The sequence below is a fragment of the Stenotrophomonas sp. C9D9 genome (assembly GCF_056491205.1).
Genome location: NZ_JBSZIF010000006.1, coordinates 882,651 through 899,374, shown reverse-complemented (window position 1 = coordinate 899,374; position 16,724 = coordinate 882,651). Strand labels below are relative to the sequence as shown.

Here is a 16,724-nt window from a genome sequence, read left to right as displayed (position 1 = left end):
GGAGTCCGGGAAGACGATGAACGACAACGGCAGCAGTCCCAGCAAGCGCGCCGGCAAGGCGGTGACGGTGACCGACATCGCGCGTGCCATCGGCGTGTCACGGGCAACCGTGTCGCTGGTGCTGCGCGGCAGCCCGCTGGTCAACGTCGATACCCGCGCCAAGGTCGAGGCCGAGCTGCGTCGCCAGCGCTATGTCTACAACCGCGCGGCGGCCAACCTGCGCCGGCGGACCTCGTCGAGCATCGCGCTGGTGATCAACGATCTGTCCAACCCGTTCTTCGCCGAATTCGCATCGGGCGTGGACGAGGCGCTGGGCGGACGCGGTTACGTGACCCTGCTCGGCAGTACCGGCGAATCGCCGGAGCGACAGCAAGCGGTGCTGTCCACGTTGATGGAGCACACGCCCGCCGGCCTGATCCTGTCGCCAGCCGAGGGCAGTGACACCGCGCTGCTGCGGCAGGCGCTGGGCGCCAATGCCAACGTGCTGCTGTTCAACCGTGAACTGGAAGGGGCCGACTGGGACTTCCTGACCCTGGACAACCAGCACGGCGCCTATCTGGCCACGCGTCACCTGATCGAGCGTGGTCATCGCCAGATCGCCTTCTTCGGTGGCCACGCCGCGTCCAGTTCGTGCCACCAACGCCGTGCCGGGTTCCAGCAGGCGCTGGCCGAGGCGGGTCTGTCGCTGCCGCCGGGCTGGATGATCGAGTCGGCACCGAACCGCCTGGAAGCCGCGGCGCGCACCGATGAGCTGTTTGCCGATGGCCATCGTCCGAGTGCGGCAGTCTGCTACAACGACACCGTCGCGCTGGGCCTGATGCTGGGCTTGAACTCGCGTGGCATCCGCCCGGGTGGCGACTTCGCCGTTACCGGTTTCGATGACATTTCCGAGGCGTCGGTCGCGGTGCCGCCGTTGACCACGCTCACCGCCGACCCGCGCGAGCGGGGCCGGCAAGCTGCCGCGCTGCTGCTGCAACGACTGGATGAACCGGACGCGCCGCCACGGCGCACGGTCGCGCCGGTGCAGCTGCGCATCCGCGAAAGCAGTGCCGCACGTCCGAACTGATTCCTTCCATACACCCCTTCCACGCAACAACGACCTTCCGCGCATCGAGGCGCGTACCGCATGCCGATCTCCGCAACGCCCCGTCCATCGGGTTCTTCGGGCAACGCACCCGCCGTCACCAACGGCAAGGCGCTCGCTGTCGTCACTACGATCTTCTTCATGTGGGGCTTCCTGACCTGCCTCAATGACATCCTGATCCCGCACCTGAAGGCGGTGTTCGAGCTGAACTACGCCAAGGCGATGCTGGTGCAGTTCACCTTCTTCGGCACCTATTTCCTGATGTCGCTGCCGGCGGGTCGGCTGGTGGCGGCGCTGGGCTACAAGAAGGGCATCGTGGCCGGCCTGGTGATCGCCGGCATCGGTGCGCTCGGCTTCTGGCCGGCGGCCGAGCTGCGCGTGTATGGCGCCTTCCTCGGTGCGCTGTTCGTGCTGGCCAGCGGCATCACCGTGCTGCAGGTCGCTGCCAATCCTTACGTGGCGCTGCTGGGTCCGGAGCAGACCAGTTCCAGCCGCCTGACCCTGGCACAGGCGCTGAACTCGCTGGGCACGGCCATCGCGCCGATCTTCGGCGGCATGCTGATCCTGTCCAACACGGTCAAGAGTGCCGATGACATCGCGGCGCTGCCGGCCGCCGAGCAGCTGGCCTACCGGGCCGCCGAGGCGCAGGCCGTGCAGGGCCCATACGTGGGCCTGGCCGTTGCGCTGGTGCTGCTGGCGCTGTTCGTGTTCCTGTTCCGCCTGCCGGCGCTGAGTGATGCCACCGAGCAGGCCGACCAGGGCCACCACCACAGCTACCTGGATGCGCTGCGCAAGCGCCACCTGCTGCTGGGCGTGCTGGGCATCTTCTTCTATGTCGGCGCCGAAGTGTCGATCGGCAGCTTCCTGGTCAACTACCTGTCGATGCCGAACATCGGCGGCTTCAGCGAGCAGCAGGCCACGCATTACGTGTCGGCCTACTGGACGATGGCGATGATCGGCCGCTTCGCCGGTTCGGCGCTGCTGGCACGCTTCTCGCCCAGCCGCCTGCTGGCGATCTTCGCGCTGGTCAACGTGGGGCTGCTGGTCACGACCATGCTGAGCTCCGGCAACGTCGCGCTGTACTCGGTGGTGGCCATCGGCCTGTTCAACTCGATCATGTTCCCGACCATCTTCGCGCTGAGCATCGAGCGCCTCGGCCCGCTGACCAACAAGGGGTCCAGCCTGCTGATCATGGCCATCGTCGGCGGTGCCGTGGTGCCGTACCTGCAGGGCGTGCTGGCCGACCACATCGGTGTGCAGGCCAGCTTCATCCTGCCGCTGCTGTGCTACGGCTACATCATTTTCTACGGACTGGTCGGCGCGCGTACGCCGGCCTCCGCAACGCAGGGAGGCTGAGTCCGCAATGGGTGCCATCGTTTGCTTCGGCGAAATTTTGATCGATCTACTAGCGCAGCCGCCGGCCTCGGCCGACACCCCGCGCGCGTTCCTGCAGTACGCCGGCGGTGCGCCGGCCAACGTCGCGGTGGCGGCTGCGCGGCTGGGTGCGAAGACCCAGTTCGTCGGCATGCTCGGCCGCGACATGTTCGGTGACTTCCTGGCCGACAGCCTGGTCGAGCACGGCGTGGGCACGGATTACATCGTGCGCACCGACGCCGCCAAGACCGCGCTGGCCTTCGTCGCGCTGGATGCCAGTGGCGAGCGCAGCTTCAGTTTCTACCGTCCGCCGGCGGCTGACCTGCTGTTCCGTGACAGTGACTTCCAGGCGGAGTGCCTCGACAGCGCGCAGTGCTTCCACGTCTGCTCCAACAGCCTGACCGAGCCGGCCATCGCCGAGGCGACCTTCGCCGGCATGGACCGCGCGCGCGCGGCCGGTGCGGTGGTCAGCCTCGATCTGAATCTGCGCCCGGCACTGTGGCCCGCCGACGTCGATCCGACGCCGCGCCTGTGGCAGGCGCTGGAGCGCGCCGACCTGGTCAAGCTGTCACGCGAGGAACTGGATTACCTGGCCGCGCCGATGGGCGCCGATGGCGAGGCGGCGGTGCTGCGGCGCCTGCTGGCCGCGCAGGCACGCTGGGTGATCGTCACCGACGGTGCAGCCACGCTGCACTGGTACACCCGCGACAACCACGGCACGGTAACCAGTTTCCGCGTGGCCACGGTCGATACCACGGCCGCTGGCGATGCCTTCGTCGGTGGCGTGCTGGTGGGCCTGCTGGAGCGGGGTGGGGCAGGCGCTGGTTTCGCTGCGTTCTGCCAGGACCGGGAGGCGATCACCGCGACGCTGCGCTTCGGTGCTGCGGTCGGTGCGCTGGCTGTTACCCGCAAGGGCGCGTTCGCCGCGATGCCCTCGCTCGATGAAGTGCAGCAGCTGCTGCAGGCACAGGACATTACCGCATGAGCACCTCGCCCGATTTCCGTTCGCCCGCGTTCCTGCGCGCGCATATCGCCGATACGATGGCGTTCTACCATCCGCGCTGCATCGATCCGGACGGCGGCTTTTTCCACTACTTCCGCGATGACGGCAGCATCTACGATGCCAGCCATCGCCACCTGGTAAGCAGCACCCGCTTCGTCTTCAACTATGCGATGGCCTACCGCGAATTCGGCAACGCCGAGTACCGCGAGGCGGTCGAGCACGGCGTGCGCTACCTGCGGGAGGTGCACCGCAACCCGGCCACCGGCGGCTATGCCTGGACCCTGCGCGACGGCAAGGTCGAGGATGACATGAACCACTGCTACGGCGTGGCCTTCGTGCTGCTGGCCTACAGTTGTGCGCTGAAAGCCGGCATCCAGCAGGCGCGCGACTGGATGGACGAGACCTGGCAGCTGCTGGAAGCGCGCTTCTGGGAGCCGCAGCACGGCCTGTACAAGGACGAGGCTGACGGCCAGTGGAACTTCACCGGCTACCGCGGCCAGAACGCCAACATGCACATGTGCGAGGCGATGCTGGCCGCGTTCGAAGCCAGTGGCGAGCAGCGCTATGTCGAGCGTGCGCTGCAGCTGGCCGACAACATGACCCGCCGCCAGGCCGCCAAGGCTGGTGGCCTGGTCTGGGAACATTACGATTCCAACTGGGAGATCGACTGGGACTACAACCTGGACGATCCCAAGCATCTGTTCCGCCCGTGGGGCTTCCAGCCTGGCCACCAGACCGAGTGGGCCAAGCTGCTGTTGATCCTCGATCGCCACGTGCAGGCCGACTGGCTGGTGCCGACCGCGCAGCACCTGTTCGACGTGGCCATCGCGTGCAGCTGGGACGACGCCCGGGGCGGCCTGTACTACGGCTTCGCACCGGAATCGCGCCGGCAGCCCGGCATGGACGGCGCCCCGATCGGCGGCGACAGCTTCGTCTGCGACGACGACAAGTACTTCTGGGTGCAGGCCGAAACGCTGGCGACCGCCGCGCTGATGGCCAAGCGCACCGGCGACGACCACTACTGGCAGTGGTACGAGCGCATCTGGGCGTATTCGTGGGAGCACTTCGTCGACCACCAGTACGGCGCCTGGTTCCGCATCCTCGATGCCGACAACCGCAAGTACAGCGACGAGAAGAGCCCGGCCGGGAAGGTGGATTACCACACCATGGGCGCGTGCTACGAAGTGTTGAACGTGGTGCGTTGAAGATCGTTCGAATGCAGTAGTGCCAGGCCATGCCTGGCGATCCGAAATCGGTAGCGCCGGATCACGTCCGGCGGAAAAACAGGAGCTCCGCGTGCATCGTCTTTCCCTCGTTGTCCGTCTGCTCCTGCTGCTGATCGCAGCCTCCGCCTTCCCGGCAACCGCAGCGCCGCTGCAGGCACAGTGGCAGTTCCGCATGCTGCCCGGCGACGCCGAAGGCGCAGCCCATCCGGGCCTGCAGCAATGGCGTGCCGCCAAGGTGCCGGGCAGCGTGCACACCGACCTGTTGGCGCATGGGCTGATCCGCGATCCGTATGTCGGTGCACCCGAGGCCGAGCTGCAATGGATCGGCCTCGCCGACTGGGAGTACCGTGCCCGCTTCGACGTGGACGCCACGACGCTGGCCAAGCCGAATGCCGAGCTACGCTTCGACGGGCTGGATACGTATGCCGAGGTCAGCCTCAACGGCAAGCCGCTGCTGCGTGCGGACAATGCACACCGTACCTGGCGTGCACGCGTGGACGGGCGGTTGCGTGCCAGGGACAATGAACTGCAGATCGTGTTCCGTTCGCCGATCCGCACCCTGCTGCCGGGTGTGCAGGCAATGCCGCACAAGATCGCTGGCAATTATCCGTCGCCGTATGGCGATGAGCCGAAGGACGCGATGGTCGGCAACTTCGCGCGCAAGCCGGCCTACCACTTCGGCTGGGACTGGGGCCCGCGTTATGTCACCGCCGGGGTCTGGCGCGGGGTCGACCTGCAGGCCTGGGACGCGCACCGTCTGACCGATCTTGCCGTGCGAACCGATGCATTGAGTGCAGAGCAGGCGAAGCTGGCGGTGCTGCTGCAGGTGGAGCAGGGTGCTGCTGCGGGTTCGGCCTTGGTGAATGTGGATGTGCGTGATCCGGAAGGCCGCAACGTGGCCCAGGTGCAACGCACGGTGTTGCTGAAGCCCGGCCAGAACACGGTTGAGCTGCCGGTTGAGCTGGCCACGCCGCGGCGCTGGTGGCCGGTGGGCCAGGGTGCGCAGGATCGCTATACCGTGCGGGCTCGCCTGGATGATGGCGCCGATGCAGCACTGGCGCGCGAGCAGCGCATCGGCCTGCGCACGGTCGAACTGCGCCGCGAGGAAGACCGCAAGGGGGGGCAGGGCTTTGCCTTCGTCATCAACGGCGTGGAGATCTTCGCCAAGGGCGCCAACGTCATTCCGTTCGATGTCTTCCCCGCACGCGTCGATGCCGCACGCCTGCGCCAGGTGCTGACCGCCGCGCGCGACGCCAACATGAACATGCTGCGCAACTGGGGCGGCGGCTACTACGAGGACGATGCGTTCTTCGACATCGCCGATGAGATGGGCCTGCTGGTCTGGCAGGACTTCATGTTCGGCGGCGGCATGCAGCCGGGCTACGATCCGGCCTTCCGGGCAAGCGTGGTGGCCGAAGCACGCGACAACGTGCGCCGGCTGCGCCATCACCCCAGCATCGTGCTGTGGTGTGGCAACAACGAGGAAGAAACCGCCTGGAAGGACTGGGGGCACGGCCGCGACCTGAAGGCGGCCGACCCGGCATTTGCGGCGAAGGTCTGGCAGGGCTACGTCGACCTGTTCGGCAACGACCTGCGCCAGGTGGTGGGCGAGGAAGGGCTGGGCGTGCCGTACTGGTCCAGCTCGCCCAGCAACGACCTTGACGAGAAGGCCAACGATTCAATGCGTGGCGACAAGCACTACTGGCAGGTCTGGGGCAATCCGGCGTTGCCGGTGCAGGCCTATCTGCGCGAGACCCCGCGCTTCATGTCCGAGTACGGGCTGCAGGCGTGGCCGTCGGTGGCGACGGTGGACCAGATCGCCACCCACGCCGAGCAGCGCATCGACAGCCCGGTGATCCGCGCGCACCAGAAGTTCATGGCCGGCGAGGGCAACAGCCGCCTGCTGCATTACATTGAACTGGGCTATGGCACGCCGAAGGACTTCGAGGACTTCGTCTACCTCAGCCAGGTGATGCAGGCCGATGGCATCGCACTGGCGGCGCTGCATCATCGCGCCTCGCGGCCATACACGATGGGCTCGCTGTACTGGCAGCTCAACGATGTCTGGCCGGGCGCCTCGTGGTCCAGCGTGGATTACTTCGGCCGCTGGAAGGCGCTGCACTTCGCCGCGCGGCGCTTCTTTGCGCCAGTGACGGTGGCCGCGCTGCGCGACGAGGGCAGCACGCGGGTGAGGCTGCTCAACGACGGTGCCGCACTGGATGCACGCTGGCGGCTGCGGGTGATGGACGTGGAAGGGAAGGTGCTGCGCCGTCGTGAGGAAGCGGTGACGCTGGCGGCGGCCGGAGTGACCTCGATCGGTGATTTCCGCGATGCCGAATTGTTGGCCGGTGCCGACCCGAAGCGCACCATGGCGGTGTTCGAGCTGCTGCAGGATGGCAAGGTCCGTGCGCGCCAGGTGGTTGGTTTCGTCGAGGCGAAGGACCAGGTATTGCCGCGACAGACGCTGAAGGCTGCCCTGAGCATCGAGGGCGACCACTATCGCCTGCGGCTGGAAAGCGCGGCGTATGTGCGCGCGACGTGGATCGATTTCGGTGCGCTGGACGTGCAGGTCGAAGACAACCTGCTGGACCTGCTGCCGGGCGAAACCCGCGATATCGCGGTGCGCGGCCCGGTGGATCTGGTTACCCTGCGCGAAGCGCTGAAGGTGAAGACCCTCAACGACCGTTGAGCAAAAAGGGGACGGAGGGGATTAAGTCGTTTGTGGCCCATGTGTGCCACAAACGACTTAATCCCCTCCGTCCCCTTTTTCTTGCTTACAGCTGGATCTGCTGGAAATTCTCGACCCGCTCGTGGCCGTTGGCGGCCTGGCCGGTGCGCGGCAGCGGGTAGTCGTCCAGGCGATCGATCAGCCGGGTCTGCAGGCCGGCTTCGCGGGCAGCATCCAGTTCTTCCACCACATCCGACAGGAACAGGATCTCGCCGGCCGGTACGCCGATGGCCTGCACGATGCGGCGGTAGCTGTCGGCCTCACGCTTGCCACCGATCTCGGTATCGAACCAGCCCGACACCAGCGGGCTGAGGTCACCGGCATCGCTGAAGCCGAAGAACAGCTTCTGCGCCGGCACCGAGCCGGAGGAATACACGTACAGCGGCAGGCCGGAGGCGTGCCAGCCGCTCAGTACCGGCGCTACTTCCGGGTAGAAGTGCGCGGTGTAGTCGCCACGGCGGTAGCCTTCGTCCCAGATCAGCCCCTGCAGTGCCTTCAGTGCGGTGTGCTTGCGGTCCTGGTCGATCCAGCCCTGCAGCGTCTCGGCCACCAAGCTGTCCTGGCAGGCGCCACCGATCTCGGTAGCCACGGCATCCAGCCAGCGGCGGACCTCCGGCTGCTGGCCATGCTCGGCGACGAACGCGGGCAACGCCTTGCGCGCATAAGGGAACAGCACGTTCTTGACGAACGAGATGCTGCTGGTGGTGCCTTCGATGTCGGTCAGGATGACGCGGGGCTGCATGGATCAGGACGCCTGGGTGGGTACGTAACGGGGGAACTTCTGCGCGATGTCGGTGCCGGTGAAGTGACCGACCCAGCCATCCGGCTCGGTGAAGAAGCGGATCGCCACGAAGCTGGGCTCGTCGCCCATGTCGAACCAGTGGGTGGTGCCATCGGGTACGGCGATCAGGTCGTCCTTCACGCACTCGATCTCATAGACCTTGTCACCCACGTGCAGGGTGAACAGGCCGGAACCTGCGACGAAGAAGCGCACCTCGTCTTCCTTGTGGAAGTGTTCGTCGAGGAACTTCTTGCGCAGCTCGGCGCGGTTCGGGTTGTCCGGGGCGATCGAGGCCACGTCCACGCTCTTGAAGCCGCGCTCGGCAACCAGGCGGTCGATGTCGGCGCGGTAGGCGGCGAACACTTCCTCCTGGCTGGCGCCCGGCGCGACCGGTGCGGTGGCCTGCCAGCGCTCGAAGGTGACGCCGATCTTCTGCAGCTCGGCAGCGATGACCGCGCCGTCCTGGGTGTCCAGCAGCGGCGATTCGGGGCGGGTGTCGTCGTAGATGCGCAGTCGGCTCATGGCGGCAGCTTGAACGTCTCGGGGGGAAGACAGGGTAGCAGGGTGGGCACGAGGTGCAGATTCCGGATCGGCATCTGCACCTGCGTGCGGGTTCAGCCGCGCAGCTTGCGCAGTTCCAGCTCGCAGTGGAACAGGAACTCGAACGCTTCCAGGTGGCGGCGTGCCTCGGCCATGTCGCGGCCCCAGGCATACAGGCCGTGGCCGTCGATCAGGTAGCCCCACAGGTTCTGCCGGTCGAGCAGGTCATCGACCTGCTTCGAAAGCACGTTCATGTCCTGTGTGTTGGCGAACACCGGCACGTCGATGGCCATCTCGTGGGTGCTGTTGCCGGCGAAGGCCTTCAGCAGCTCGTAGCCTTCCAGGCGGATGTGACCCTGCGGCGCGTACAGGCGCGAGGCGACGGTCTGCACCGGCGAGTGGGTGTGCAGCACGCAGCCGATCTCCGGGAAGCGGCGATACAGCTGGGTGTGCAGCAGTGTCTCGGCGGACGGGCGCAGCGGGCGGCCGACGGCCAGGCCGTCGAAGTCCACCACCATGATGTCGTCCTCGATCAGGCGGCCTTTGTCCTTGCCGGAGACGGTGATCGCGGCGTGGCGGTCGTCCAGGCGGTGGGAGAAGTTGCTGCTGGTGGCCGGGGTCCAGCCGGCATGGGCCAGTTCGCGGACGTTGTCGATCAGCAGCTGGGCCAGTTCGCTCAGGCGCGCGGTGTCGTAGGGGAAGGTGGGGGTGGTCATACCGGCGATTTTACTGGATTCGGCCAACGGCTGAGCCCCTCGTGGCGGGTCGTGTAGAGCGGTTCATGGGCGGGGCGGGGCGGGTGGGCCGTGCAGGGGACGCTGCAAGTACGTCCATGTAAGCTCGATGGCGCCATCCATGGCGCCAACGCCCCTGCACGGCCCACCCGCCCCGCCTCTGACAGGTTCCGGCGTACGGCCAGCCACGGAGTGAAGAAGGAAAGGCAAAAGCGGGTCGCTTCGCTGTGCTTGCTCGGAGCGGAGCATGGCTCCGCTCTACAGAAACATTCATTCCGGAACATTCGCTTCCGGGAACGCTTCATCCACGCATGGCGTGGATCTACCGGACGCGCCAGCGGACTGTCGGAGGTGGGGGGGGGGGGGGGCGCGGGGGTGTCCGCGGCATGGGCCCGAGGCATGCCTCGGGCGGGTTGGGCAGGAGGCCCAACCCCGGTCTTGCCGTGTGCGCAAGACAGCGCACGCGAGCAAGCCGCGGCCAAGCCCCCAGGGACGGGTTCACGGCGTCCCCCGCGAACCCAACCCGCCCCGCCAAACCCTCAACCCAGCTGTTGCCATTGCCGTTGCTCTGGCTTCAAAGGCGGGTGCAGGGCCGCAGGCCCTGCAATGCAAAAACCCTACTTCACCCGCAGGCGGCTGTGCCTGAACCCGTAGCAGAAATAGATCACGAATCCGACGAACGTCCAGACACCCATCAGCATCCAGTTGTGCATCGTCATCGCCGACAGCAGGGCAAGGCAACTCAGCACGCCCAGGCTGCAGATCAGCCATGCCATCGGCATGCGGAACGGACGCGGCAGGTCCGGCTGGGTGCGGCGCAGGATCAGCACGCCCGCGCACACTGCCGCGAACGCGATCAGCGTGCCCATCGAGGTCAGCTCGCCGAGGATATCCAGCGGGAACAGCGCCGCCAGCAGCGCGATGCCGATACCGGTGATCACGGTGTTGATGTGCGGGGTGCGGTACTTCGGGTGGATCTTGGTGAACACCGGCGGCAGCAGGCCGTCGCGCCCCATGATCATGAAGATGCGCGGCTGGCCGATGATCATCACTAGCACCACCGAAGACAGGCCGACCAGTGCGCCGACCTCGACCACCCAGCGCAGCCAGCCCAGCTGCGGATGCGCAGCCACGGCAGTCACCACCGGCTCGTCGGTACCCAGCAGCTGGAACGGCACCAGGCCGGTCATCACTGCGGCCATGGCGATGTACAGCACGGTGCAGATCACCAGCGACAGCATCATGCCGAACGGCATGTCGCGCTGCGGGTTCTTCGATTCCTGCGCCGCCACCGACACCGCCTCGAAACCGATGTAGGCGAAGAACACCATCGCCGCGCCACGCAGCACGCCTTCCATGCCGTACTTGCCCGGGCCTTCATTGGCCGGAATGAACGGAGTCCAGTTGCTGGTGTCCACGTATTTCCAGCCGACCACGATGACCAGCACGATCAGGCCGGTCTTGAGCACGACCATCGCCATGTTCATCGCCGAGGACTTGCTGATGCCGACGTAGCACAGCCAGGTCAGCAGCAGCACGAGCGCAGCAGCCGGCAGGTTGGCGATCGCGCCGGTCGGACGCAGCTGCGCGTCGAGTGGTGCGCTGACCAGTGCCGCCGGTAGATGGATGTCGAACTGGCTGAGCAGGCTGAGGAAGTAGCCGGTCCAGCTGACCGCGACCGCCGAGGCGGAGACGCCGTATTCGAGCACCAGCATCCAGCCGATGAACCAGGCCGAGAGCTCGCCGAAGGTGGCGTAGGTGTAGGTGTAGGCACTGCCGGAAACCGGCACCATCGAGGCGAATTCGGCGTAGGCCAGGGCGCAGAAGGCGCAGCAGATGGCGGCCAGCACGAAGGACAGCATGATCGCCGGGCCGGCGTGGTTGGCGGCGGCCTGGCCGGTGATGACGAAGATGCCGCCGCCGATCACCGCGCCGATACCCAGGGCAGTCAGCCCCCAGGGGCCGAGGTGGCGGCGCAGGCTCAGGCCGTTGGCGTCTTCATGGGCGGCATGCGGGTGCTTGGTGGCCCACAGTTGCTTGAACATGTGTGGTGGTCTTGTCGAAGCGCGCCGTCAGGGGCGCGCAGGGAAAACGGACGGGCCGGCACGAGGCCGGCCCGTAGGCGGATCAGGGCGACTTGGCCAGCTTGCTGTTGCGGATGCCGTAGCCCAGGTAGATCAGCAGGCCAAGCAGCGTCCAGCCGACGAACAGGTGCCAGTGCACCACGAACGCCTGCCAGAACAGGAACAGGCAGGTCGCCGCGCCGAGCGGGCAGATATCCACACCGCCGGCACGCGGAACGGGCGGTGGATGTCCGGCTTGGTATAGCGCAGCACCAGAACGCCGATGCAGACCGTGGCGAAGGCCAGCAGGGTGCCCATCGAGACCAGTTCGCCCAGCACGTTCAGCGGTACCAGGCCGGCCAGTGCGGCGGCGATCACGCCGACCACGATGGTGGCGACGTACGGGGTGCGGAAGCGGGCGTGGACCTTGCCGAAGAATTTCGGCAGCAGGCCGTCGCGGGAGATGGTGTAGGCGATGCGGGTCTGGCCCATCATCATCACCAGCACCACCGAGGACAGGCCGGCGATGGCGCCGATCTGGACCAGGGTCTTCAGCCACGACAGGGTCGGGTAGGGTTCCAGCGCGGTGGCCACCGGCTTGTCGGTGCCCAGCAGGTGGTACGGCATCATGCCGGTCAGCACCGCACAGACGATGATGTAGACGATGGTGCACACGGCCAGCGAGCCGAGCAGGCCGATCGGCATGTTGCGCTGCGGGTCTTTGGTTTCGCCGGCGGCGGTGGAGACCGCATCGAAACCGATGTAGGCGAAGAACACGATGGTGGCCGCACGGAACACGCCGCTCCAGCCGAACTCACCCGGCACACCGGTGTTTTCCGGGATGAACGGCTGCCAGTTGGCCGGGTCGATGTGGGCTGCGCCGATACCGATGAACAGGCAGATGACGGTGACCTTGATCGCCACGATGATCGCGTTGACGAAGGCCGACTGGGTCACGCCCACGTACAGCAGGCCGGATACCGCCGCCACGATCAGCACTGCCGGCAGGTTGAACAGCTTGCCCGAGGCGATGAACTCGCTGCCGGTCCAGGCAATCGGGGCCGCGCTCAGGGCATCCGGGAACGGCATGTGCAGGGTGGTGGTGATGAAGCTGATCAGGTACGCCGACCAGCCCACCGCGACCGAAGCCGAGGCGAACAGGTATTCCAGCACCAGGCACCAGCCGATGAACCAGGCCATGCCTTCGCCGAGGGTGGCGTAGGAGTAGGAGTAGGCGCTGCCGGAGACCGGCATCATCGCCGCGAACTCGGCATAGCACAGGCCCGCCAGGGCGCAGGCGAAGCCGGCGATCACGAACGACAGCATGACCGCCGGGCCGGCGTGGTTGGCCGCGGCCTGGCCGGTCAGCACGAAGATACCAGCGCCGATCACCGCACCCACGCCAAGCAGGATGAGGTGTTTAGCCGTGAGGGTCCGTTTCAACGTGGCTTCGCCGTCCAGGCTGCCTTCGATGGGTTCGCCAGCATCGACGTGCCCGGCCGGTTCAACCGGCTTGACCCTCAACAGAGCTTTCAGCATGCAGTACTTCCTAGTGATCGGATTGGGTGGGCCACCGATACGTTGCCGGCAACCCTGGAATGGTGAAGGCCGCGCGAACGGCCCGCTGTACCTTAGCCAAAGCTGAAGCCAACGCACAAGCGCAATCGCAACAATGAACGGCGATAATGAGCAGTATTTTTCCAGACCGCCCCCATTCATGCGCCAGACCGCCGAAACCCTTGCCGTGCTTGACGATCGCCTGCGCGACCTGCTCGCGGGACTACGCCCGCCGTGAGCCTTGCCCACGACGCACTGGCTGCCGAATTCGGCACATTGCTGGACGATCCGGAAGATCCGTTCCGGCGTGAACGGCTGGCCGGCCACTTCACCGCCAGCTGCTGGCTGGTCAGCGCCGATGGCCAGCGCCTGCTGCTGACCCACCACCGCAAGCTGCAGCGCTGGCTGCAGCTGGCGGCCACGCCGACGGCGACCGTGACTTGGCCCAGGTGGCGCTGAAGGAGGCCGAGGAAGAATCGGGACTGAGCGGCCTGGTGCTGGAAGACCCGGCCATCTTCGATCTGGACAAGCACTGGATTCCGGAGCGCAAGGACGTGCCGGGGCACTGGCACTACGACGTGCGTTTCGTGATCCGGGCGCTGGGTGGCGAAGCCTTCGTGCTCAGCGAGGAGTCACTCGACCTGGCCTGGCGGCCGGTGACCGAAGTCGCGGCCGATCCGGAATCGGATGAGTCCATGCAGCGCATGGCCCGTCGCTGGCTGGCACGTTGAGGTAAAAGGGACGGAGGGGATTAAGTCGTTCATGGCGCATGTGCCGCAAACGACTTAATCCCCTCCGTCCCCTTTTTTCAGTACAGGATGCGCGTGCGCAGCGTGCCCGGGATCGCGGCCAGCTCGTCGCGCACGGCGGCGGCCTGTTCCTCGCTGGCGGTGATGTCGATCACCACGTAACCCACCTTCGGGTCGGTGCGCAGGAACTGGCCGTCGATGTGACGTTGTGGCGCGAGAAGATCTCGTTGACCTTGGACAGCACGCCCGGCACGTTCTGGTGGATGTGCAGCAGGCGCAGGCTGTCGGCGTGCTCGGGCAGGGTCACTTCCGGGAAGTTGACCGCCGACAGGGTGCTGCCGTTGTCGCTGTAGCGCACCAGCTTGGCGGCCACTTCAACGCCGATGTTGTCCTGCGCCTCCAGCGTGCTGCCGCCCACGTGCGGGGTCAGGATCACGTTGTCGTGGCGGGTCAGCGGCGATTCGAAGATATCGCCATTGCCCTTCGGTTCGACCGGGAACACGTCCAGCGCGGCGCCGCCGACGTGGCCGCTGGCCAGGGCCGCGTCCAGCGCATCGATGTCGACCACGGTGCCGCGCGCGGCATTGATCAGGTGCGCGCCCTTGCGCATCTTCGCCAGCTCGGTGCTGCCGATCATCCACTGCGTGGACGGGGTCTCCGGCACGTGCAGGGTGACGATGTCGGCGCGCGCCAGCAGGTCGTCCAGGCTGGCCGCCGCACGGGCATTGCCCAGTGCCAGCTTGGTTTCCACGTCGTGGAAGATCACCTGCATGCCCAGCGATTCGGCCAGCACGCCGACCTGGGTGCCGATGTGACCATAGCCGATGATGCCCAGCGTCTTGCCGCGCACTTCATGGCTGCCGCTGGCCGACTTCGACCAGCCGCCGCGATGGCATTCGGCATTCTTCTGAGGGATGCCACGGGTCAGCATGATCGCTTCGGCGATGACCAGCTCGGCCACGCTTCGGGTGTTGGAATAGGGCGCGTTGAACACCGGGATGCCGGCCAGCTCGGCCGCGTCCAGGTCGACCTGGTTGGTGCCGATGCAGAAGCAGCCCACCGCGATCAGGCGCTTGGCCTCGGCCAGCACTTCGGCGCTGAGCTGGGTGCGCGAACGGATGCCGACGATGTGCGCCTCGGCGATGCGTGCCTTCAGTTCGTCCTCGGGCAGCGCCTTGGTGTGCGCTTCGATCTGGCTGTAGCCGGCGGCGCTGAACACCTCCACGGCGGTCTGGCTGACCCCCTCCAGCAACAGTACGCGGATATCCTGCTTCGGGAACGAGGTCTTCTTCGGCGACATGGGGCGACACGGCCAGTGGGACAGGGGCTGACCACTATGCCAGATCGCAGCGGCCATGGTGCAGTGCGCAATTGGTTGCATCCGTAGCTATCTACACGGCTGCGGGGCTGGACGCTGGCGCGCGCCACTGGCACGCTTGCCCGTTCTTCACGCACCGCGCTGGACCGTCATGACCGATTCCCGCATTGCCTCGCTGCAGCAGGCCTGTCCCGGCCTGAAGCTGAAGACCGACCCGTCAGACCTGGAGCATTACGGGCGCGACTGGACCCGGCGCTGGACGCCGGCGCCGCTGGCGATCGCACTGCCGGCAACGGTCGAGGAAGTACAAGCGGTGATGCGCTGGAGCGCAGGCGAGGGCGTGGCCGTGGTGCCGTCCGGTGGCCGCACCGGCCTCTCGGGTGGTGCGGTGGCCGCCAACGGCGAGCTGGTGCTCAGCCTGGAACGGATGAACAAGGCGCTGGCCTACGACGCGGTCGATCGCACCCTGGTGGTGCAGCCCGGCATGCCGCTGGAGGCCGTGCACAATGCCGCGCTGGACCATGGCCTGATCTACCCGGTGGATTTCGCCGCCCGCGGGTCCTGCTCGATCGGCGGCAACATCGCCACCAATGCCGGTGGCATCCGCGTGATCCGTTACGGCAACACCCGCGAGTGGATCGCAGGGCTGAAGGTGGTCACGGCTGATGGCGAGTTGCTGGAGCTCAACAAGGGCCTGATCAAGAATTCCAGCGGCTACGACTTCCGCCAGCTGCTGATTGGCTCGGAGGGCACGCTGGGCGTGATCGTCGAAGCCACGGTGAAGCTGACCGATCCGCCGCCGGCCAGCAACGTGATGCTGCTGGCAGTGCCGAGCTTTGAAGTGCTGATGCAGGTATTCGCCGCGTTCCGCGCGCGCCTGCAGCTGCAGGCCTTCGAATTCTTCACCGACCGGGCGCTGGAGCACGTGCTGGCGCATGGCGCGCAGGCACCGTTCGACGAGGTGCATCCGTACTACGTGGTCACCGAGTTCGCCGCCGGCGACGAGGCCCAGGAAGCGGCGGCGATGGCCGCGTTCGAGGACTGCATGGGCAATGGCTGGGTCAGTGACGGCGTGATCAGTGCCAGCGATGCCCAGGCCGCCCAGCTGTGGCGCCTGCGCGAAGGCATCACCGAATCGCTGGCGCGCTACACGCCCTACAAGAATGACGTCTCGGTGCGGATCTCGGCGATGCCGGCGTTCCTGGCCGAGACCCAGGCGCTGATCGGGCAGGCCTACCCGCACTTCGATGTGGTCTGGTTCGGCCATATCGGCGACGGCAACCTGCACATCAACGTGCTCAAGCCGGACGACACAAGCGACGCCGATTTCGTGGCGCAGTGCGAGCAGGTGACCAAGCTGCTGGCGCAGGTGCTGGCGCGCTTCGATGGCAGCATCTCGGCCGAGCACGGCATCGGCCTGGTCAAGAAGGGCTACCTGGACAGCACCCGCGGCCCGGCCGAGATCGCGCTGATGAAGGCGGTCAAACGCGCGTTCGATCCCCAAGCGCGGCTGAATCCCGGCAAGCTGTTCGACGCCTGAGCCGGGCAAATCCTTCACGTACCCGTT

The 16,724-nt window shown here is 66.6% G+C and carries 11 protein-coding genes and 2 pseudogenes; 7 read left to right on the top strand and 6 right to left on the bottom strand.

Features of this window, described 5'->3' with window-relative positions; all coding sequences use genetic code 11:
* Window positions 1-16 precede the first annotated feature (16 nt).
* The 5 genes from ACXI0D_RS19655 (at window position 17) to ACXI0D_RS19635 (ending at window position 7,376) form a co-directional block, all read left to right on the top strand.
* Complete coding sequence (locus tag ACXI0D_RS19655) at window positions 17-1,066, top strand: LacI family DNA-binding transcriptional regulator (protein WP_014037023.1); 1,050 nt, start codon at window positions 17-19, stop codon at window positions 1,064-1,066.
* Between the two features lie 60 nt (window positions 1,067-1,126).
* Window positions 1,127-2,440, top strand: a complete 1,314-nt coding sequence (fucP, locus tag ACXI0D_RS19650; RefSeq protein ID WP_008265126.1) for an L-fucose:H+ symporter permease — start codon at window positions 1,127-1,129, stop codon at window positions 2,438-2,440.
* Between the two features lie 7 nt (window positions 2,441-2,447).
* Complete coding sequence (locus ACXI0D_RS19645; protein ID WP_479642998.1) at window positions 2,448-3,443, top strand: carbohydrate kinase family protein; 996 nt, start codon at window positions 2,448-2,450, stop codon at window positions 3,441-3,443.
* Entirely contained in the window at window positions 3,440-4,666 is a 1,227-nt protein-coding gene (locus ACXI0D_RS19640) for an AGE family epimerase/isomerase (RefSeq protein WP_479642997.1), read from the top strand. Before ACXI0D_RS19645 ends, ACXI0D_RS19640 begins: the two co-directional genes overlap by 4 nt.
* Before the next feature lie 91 nt (window positions 4,667-4,757).
* Window positions 4,758-7,376 (top strand): beta-mannosidase, encoded by a 2,619-nt coding sequence (locus ACXI0D_RS19635; RefSeq protein WP_119006183.1) that lies wholly within the window; start codon window positions 4,758-4,760, stop codon window positions 7,374-7,376.
* A gap of 85 nt (window positions 7,377-7,461) precedes the next feature.
* On the opposite strand, the gene mtnC is transcribed toward ACXI0D_RS19635, so the two are convergent.
* The 5 genes and pseudogenes from mtnC to ACXI0D_RS19610 all read right to left on the bottom strand — a co-directional run bounded on the left by mtnC (window position 7,462) and on the right by ACXI0D_RS19610 (window position 13,072).
* A complete protein-coding gene (gene mtnC, locus ACXI0D_RS19630; protein WP_049444925.1) occupies window positions 7,462-8,157 on the bottom strand; it encodes an acireductone synthase in 696 nt (231 codons plus the stop codon).
* 3 nt (window positions 8,158-8,160) lie between these two features.
* On the bottom strand, window positions 8,161-8,718 hold the full coding sequence (locus ACXI0D_RS19625) for a 1,2-dihydroxy-3-keto-5-methylthiopentene dioxygenase (RefSeq protein WP_005409451.1): 558 nt from the start codon (window positions 8,716-8,718) through the stop codon (window positions 8,161-8,163).
* Window positions 8,719-8,810: 92 nt separating this feature from the next.
* Entirely contained in the window at window positions 8,811-9,452 is a 642-nt protein-coding gene (locus ACXI0D_RS19620) for a methylthioribulose 1-phosphate dehydratase (protein WP_119006184.1), read from the bottom strand.
* 635 nt (window positions 9,453-10,087) lie between these two features.
* Complete coding sequence (locus ACXI0D_RS19615; protein ID WP_049424691.1) at window positions 10,088-11,515, bottom strand: amino acid permease; 1,428 nt, start codon at window positions 11,513-11,515, stop codon at window positions 10,088-10,090.
* Between the two features lie 82 nt (window positions 11,516-11,597).
* Window positions 11,598-13,072, bottom strand: a pseudogene (locus tag ACXI0D_RS19610) (amino acid permease).
* A gap of 356 nt (window positions 13,073-13,428) precedes the next feature.
* On the opposite strand from ACXI0D_RS19610, the gene ACXI0D_RS19605 reads away from it, so the two are divergent.
* Window positions 13,429-13,821: an NUDIX domain-containing protein gene (locus ACXI0D_RS19605; protein ID WP_479643109.1), complete on the top strand. Its 393-nt coding sequence runs from the start codon at window positions 13,429-13,431 to the stop codon at window positions 13,819-13,821.
* Between the two features lie 77 nt (window positions 13,822-13,898).
* Here the strand turns inward: ACXI0D_RS19605 and serA are convergent.
* A pseudogene (gene serA / locus ACXI0D_RS19600) lies at window positions 13,899-15,139 on the bottom strand (phosphoglycerate dehydrogenase).
* Between the two features lie 169 nt (window positions 15,140-15,308).
* On the opposite strand from serA, the gene ACXI0D_RS19595 reads away from it, so the two are divergent.
* The gene (locus ACXI0D_RS19595; RefSeq protein ID WP_479642996.1) at window positions 15,309-16,697 is read left to right on the top strand and encodes an FAD-binding oxidoreductase; all 1,389 of its coding nucleotides are present in this window, start codon (window positions 15,309-15,311) and stop codon (window positions 16,695-16,697) included.
* Window positions 16,698-16,724 lie beyond the last annotated feature (27 nt).

What these genes read in the sequence shown, in the direction of transcription:
- ACXI0D_RS19595 (WP_479642996.1), top strand. Translation starts at nt 15,309, where the DNA reads ATGACCGATTCCCGCATTGCCTCGCTGCAGCAGGCCTGTCCCGGCCTG.
- ACXI0D_RS19615 (WP_049424691.1), bottom strand. Translation starts at nt 11,515, where the DNA reads ATGTTCAAGCAACTGTGGGCCACCAAGCACCCGCATGCCGCCCATGAA.
- ACXI0D_RS19620 (WP_119006184.1), bottom strand. Translation starts at nt 9,452, where the DNA reads ATGACCACCCCCACCTTCCCCTACGACACCGCGCGCCTGAGCGAACTG.
- fucP (WP_008265126.1), top strand. Translation starts at nt 1,127, where the DNA reads ATGCCGATCTCCGCAACGCCCCGTCCATCGGGTTCTTCGGGCAACGCA.
- mtnC (WP_049444925.1), bottom strand. Translation starts at nt 8,157, where the DNA reads ATGCAGCCCCGCGTCATCCTGACCGACATCGAAGGCACCACCAGCAGC.
- ACXI0D_RS19625 (WP_005409451.1), bottom strand. Translation starts at nt 8,718, where the DNA reads ATGAGCCGACTGCGCATCTACGACGACACCCGCCCCGAATCGCCGCTG.
- ACXI0D_RS19645 (WP_479642998.1), top strand. Translation starts at nt 2,448, where the DNA reads ATGGGTGCCATCGTTTGCTTCGGCGAAATTTTGATCGATCTACTAGCG.
- ACXI0D_RS19655 (WP_014037023.1), top strand. Translation starts at nt 17, where the DNA reads ATGAACGACAACGGCAGCAGTCCCAGCAAGCGCGCCGGCAAGGCGGTG.
- ACXI0D_RS19640 (WP_479642997.1), top strand. Translation starts at nt 3,440, where the DNA reads ATGAGCACCTCGCCCGATTTCCGTTCGCCCGCGTTCCTGCGCGCGCAT.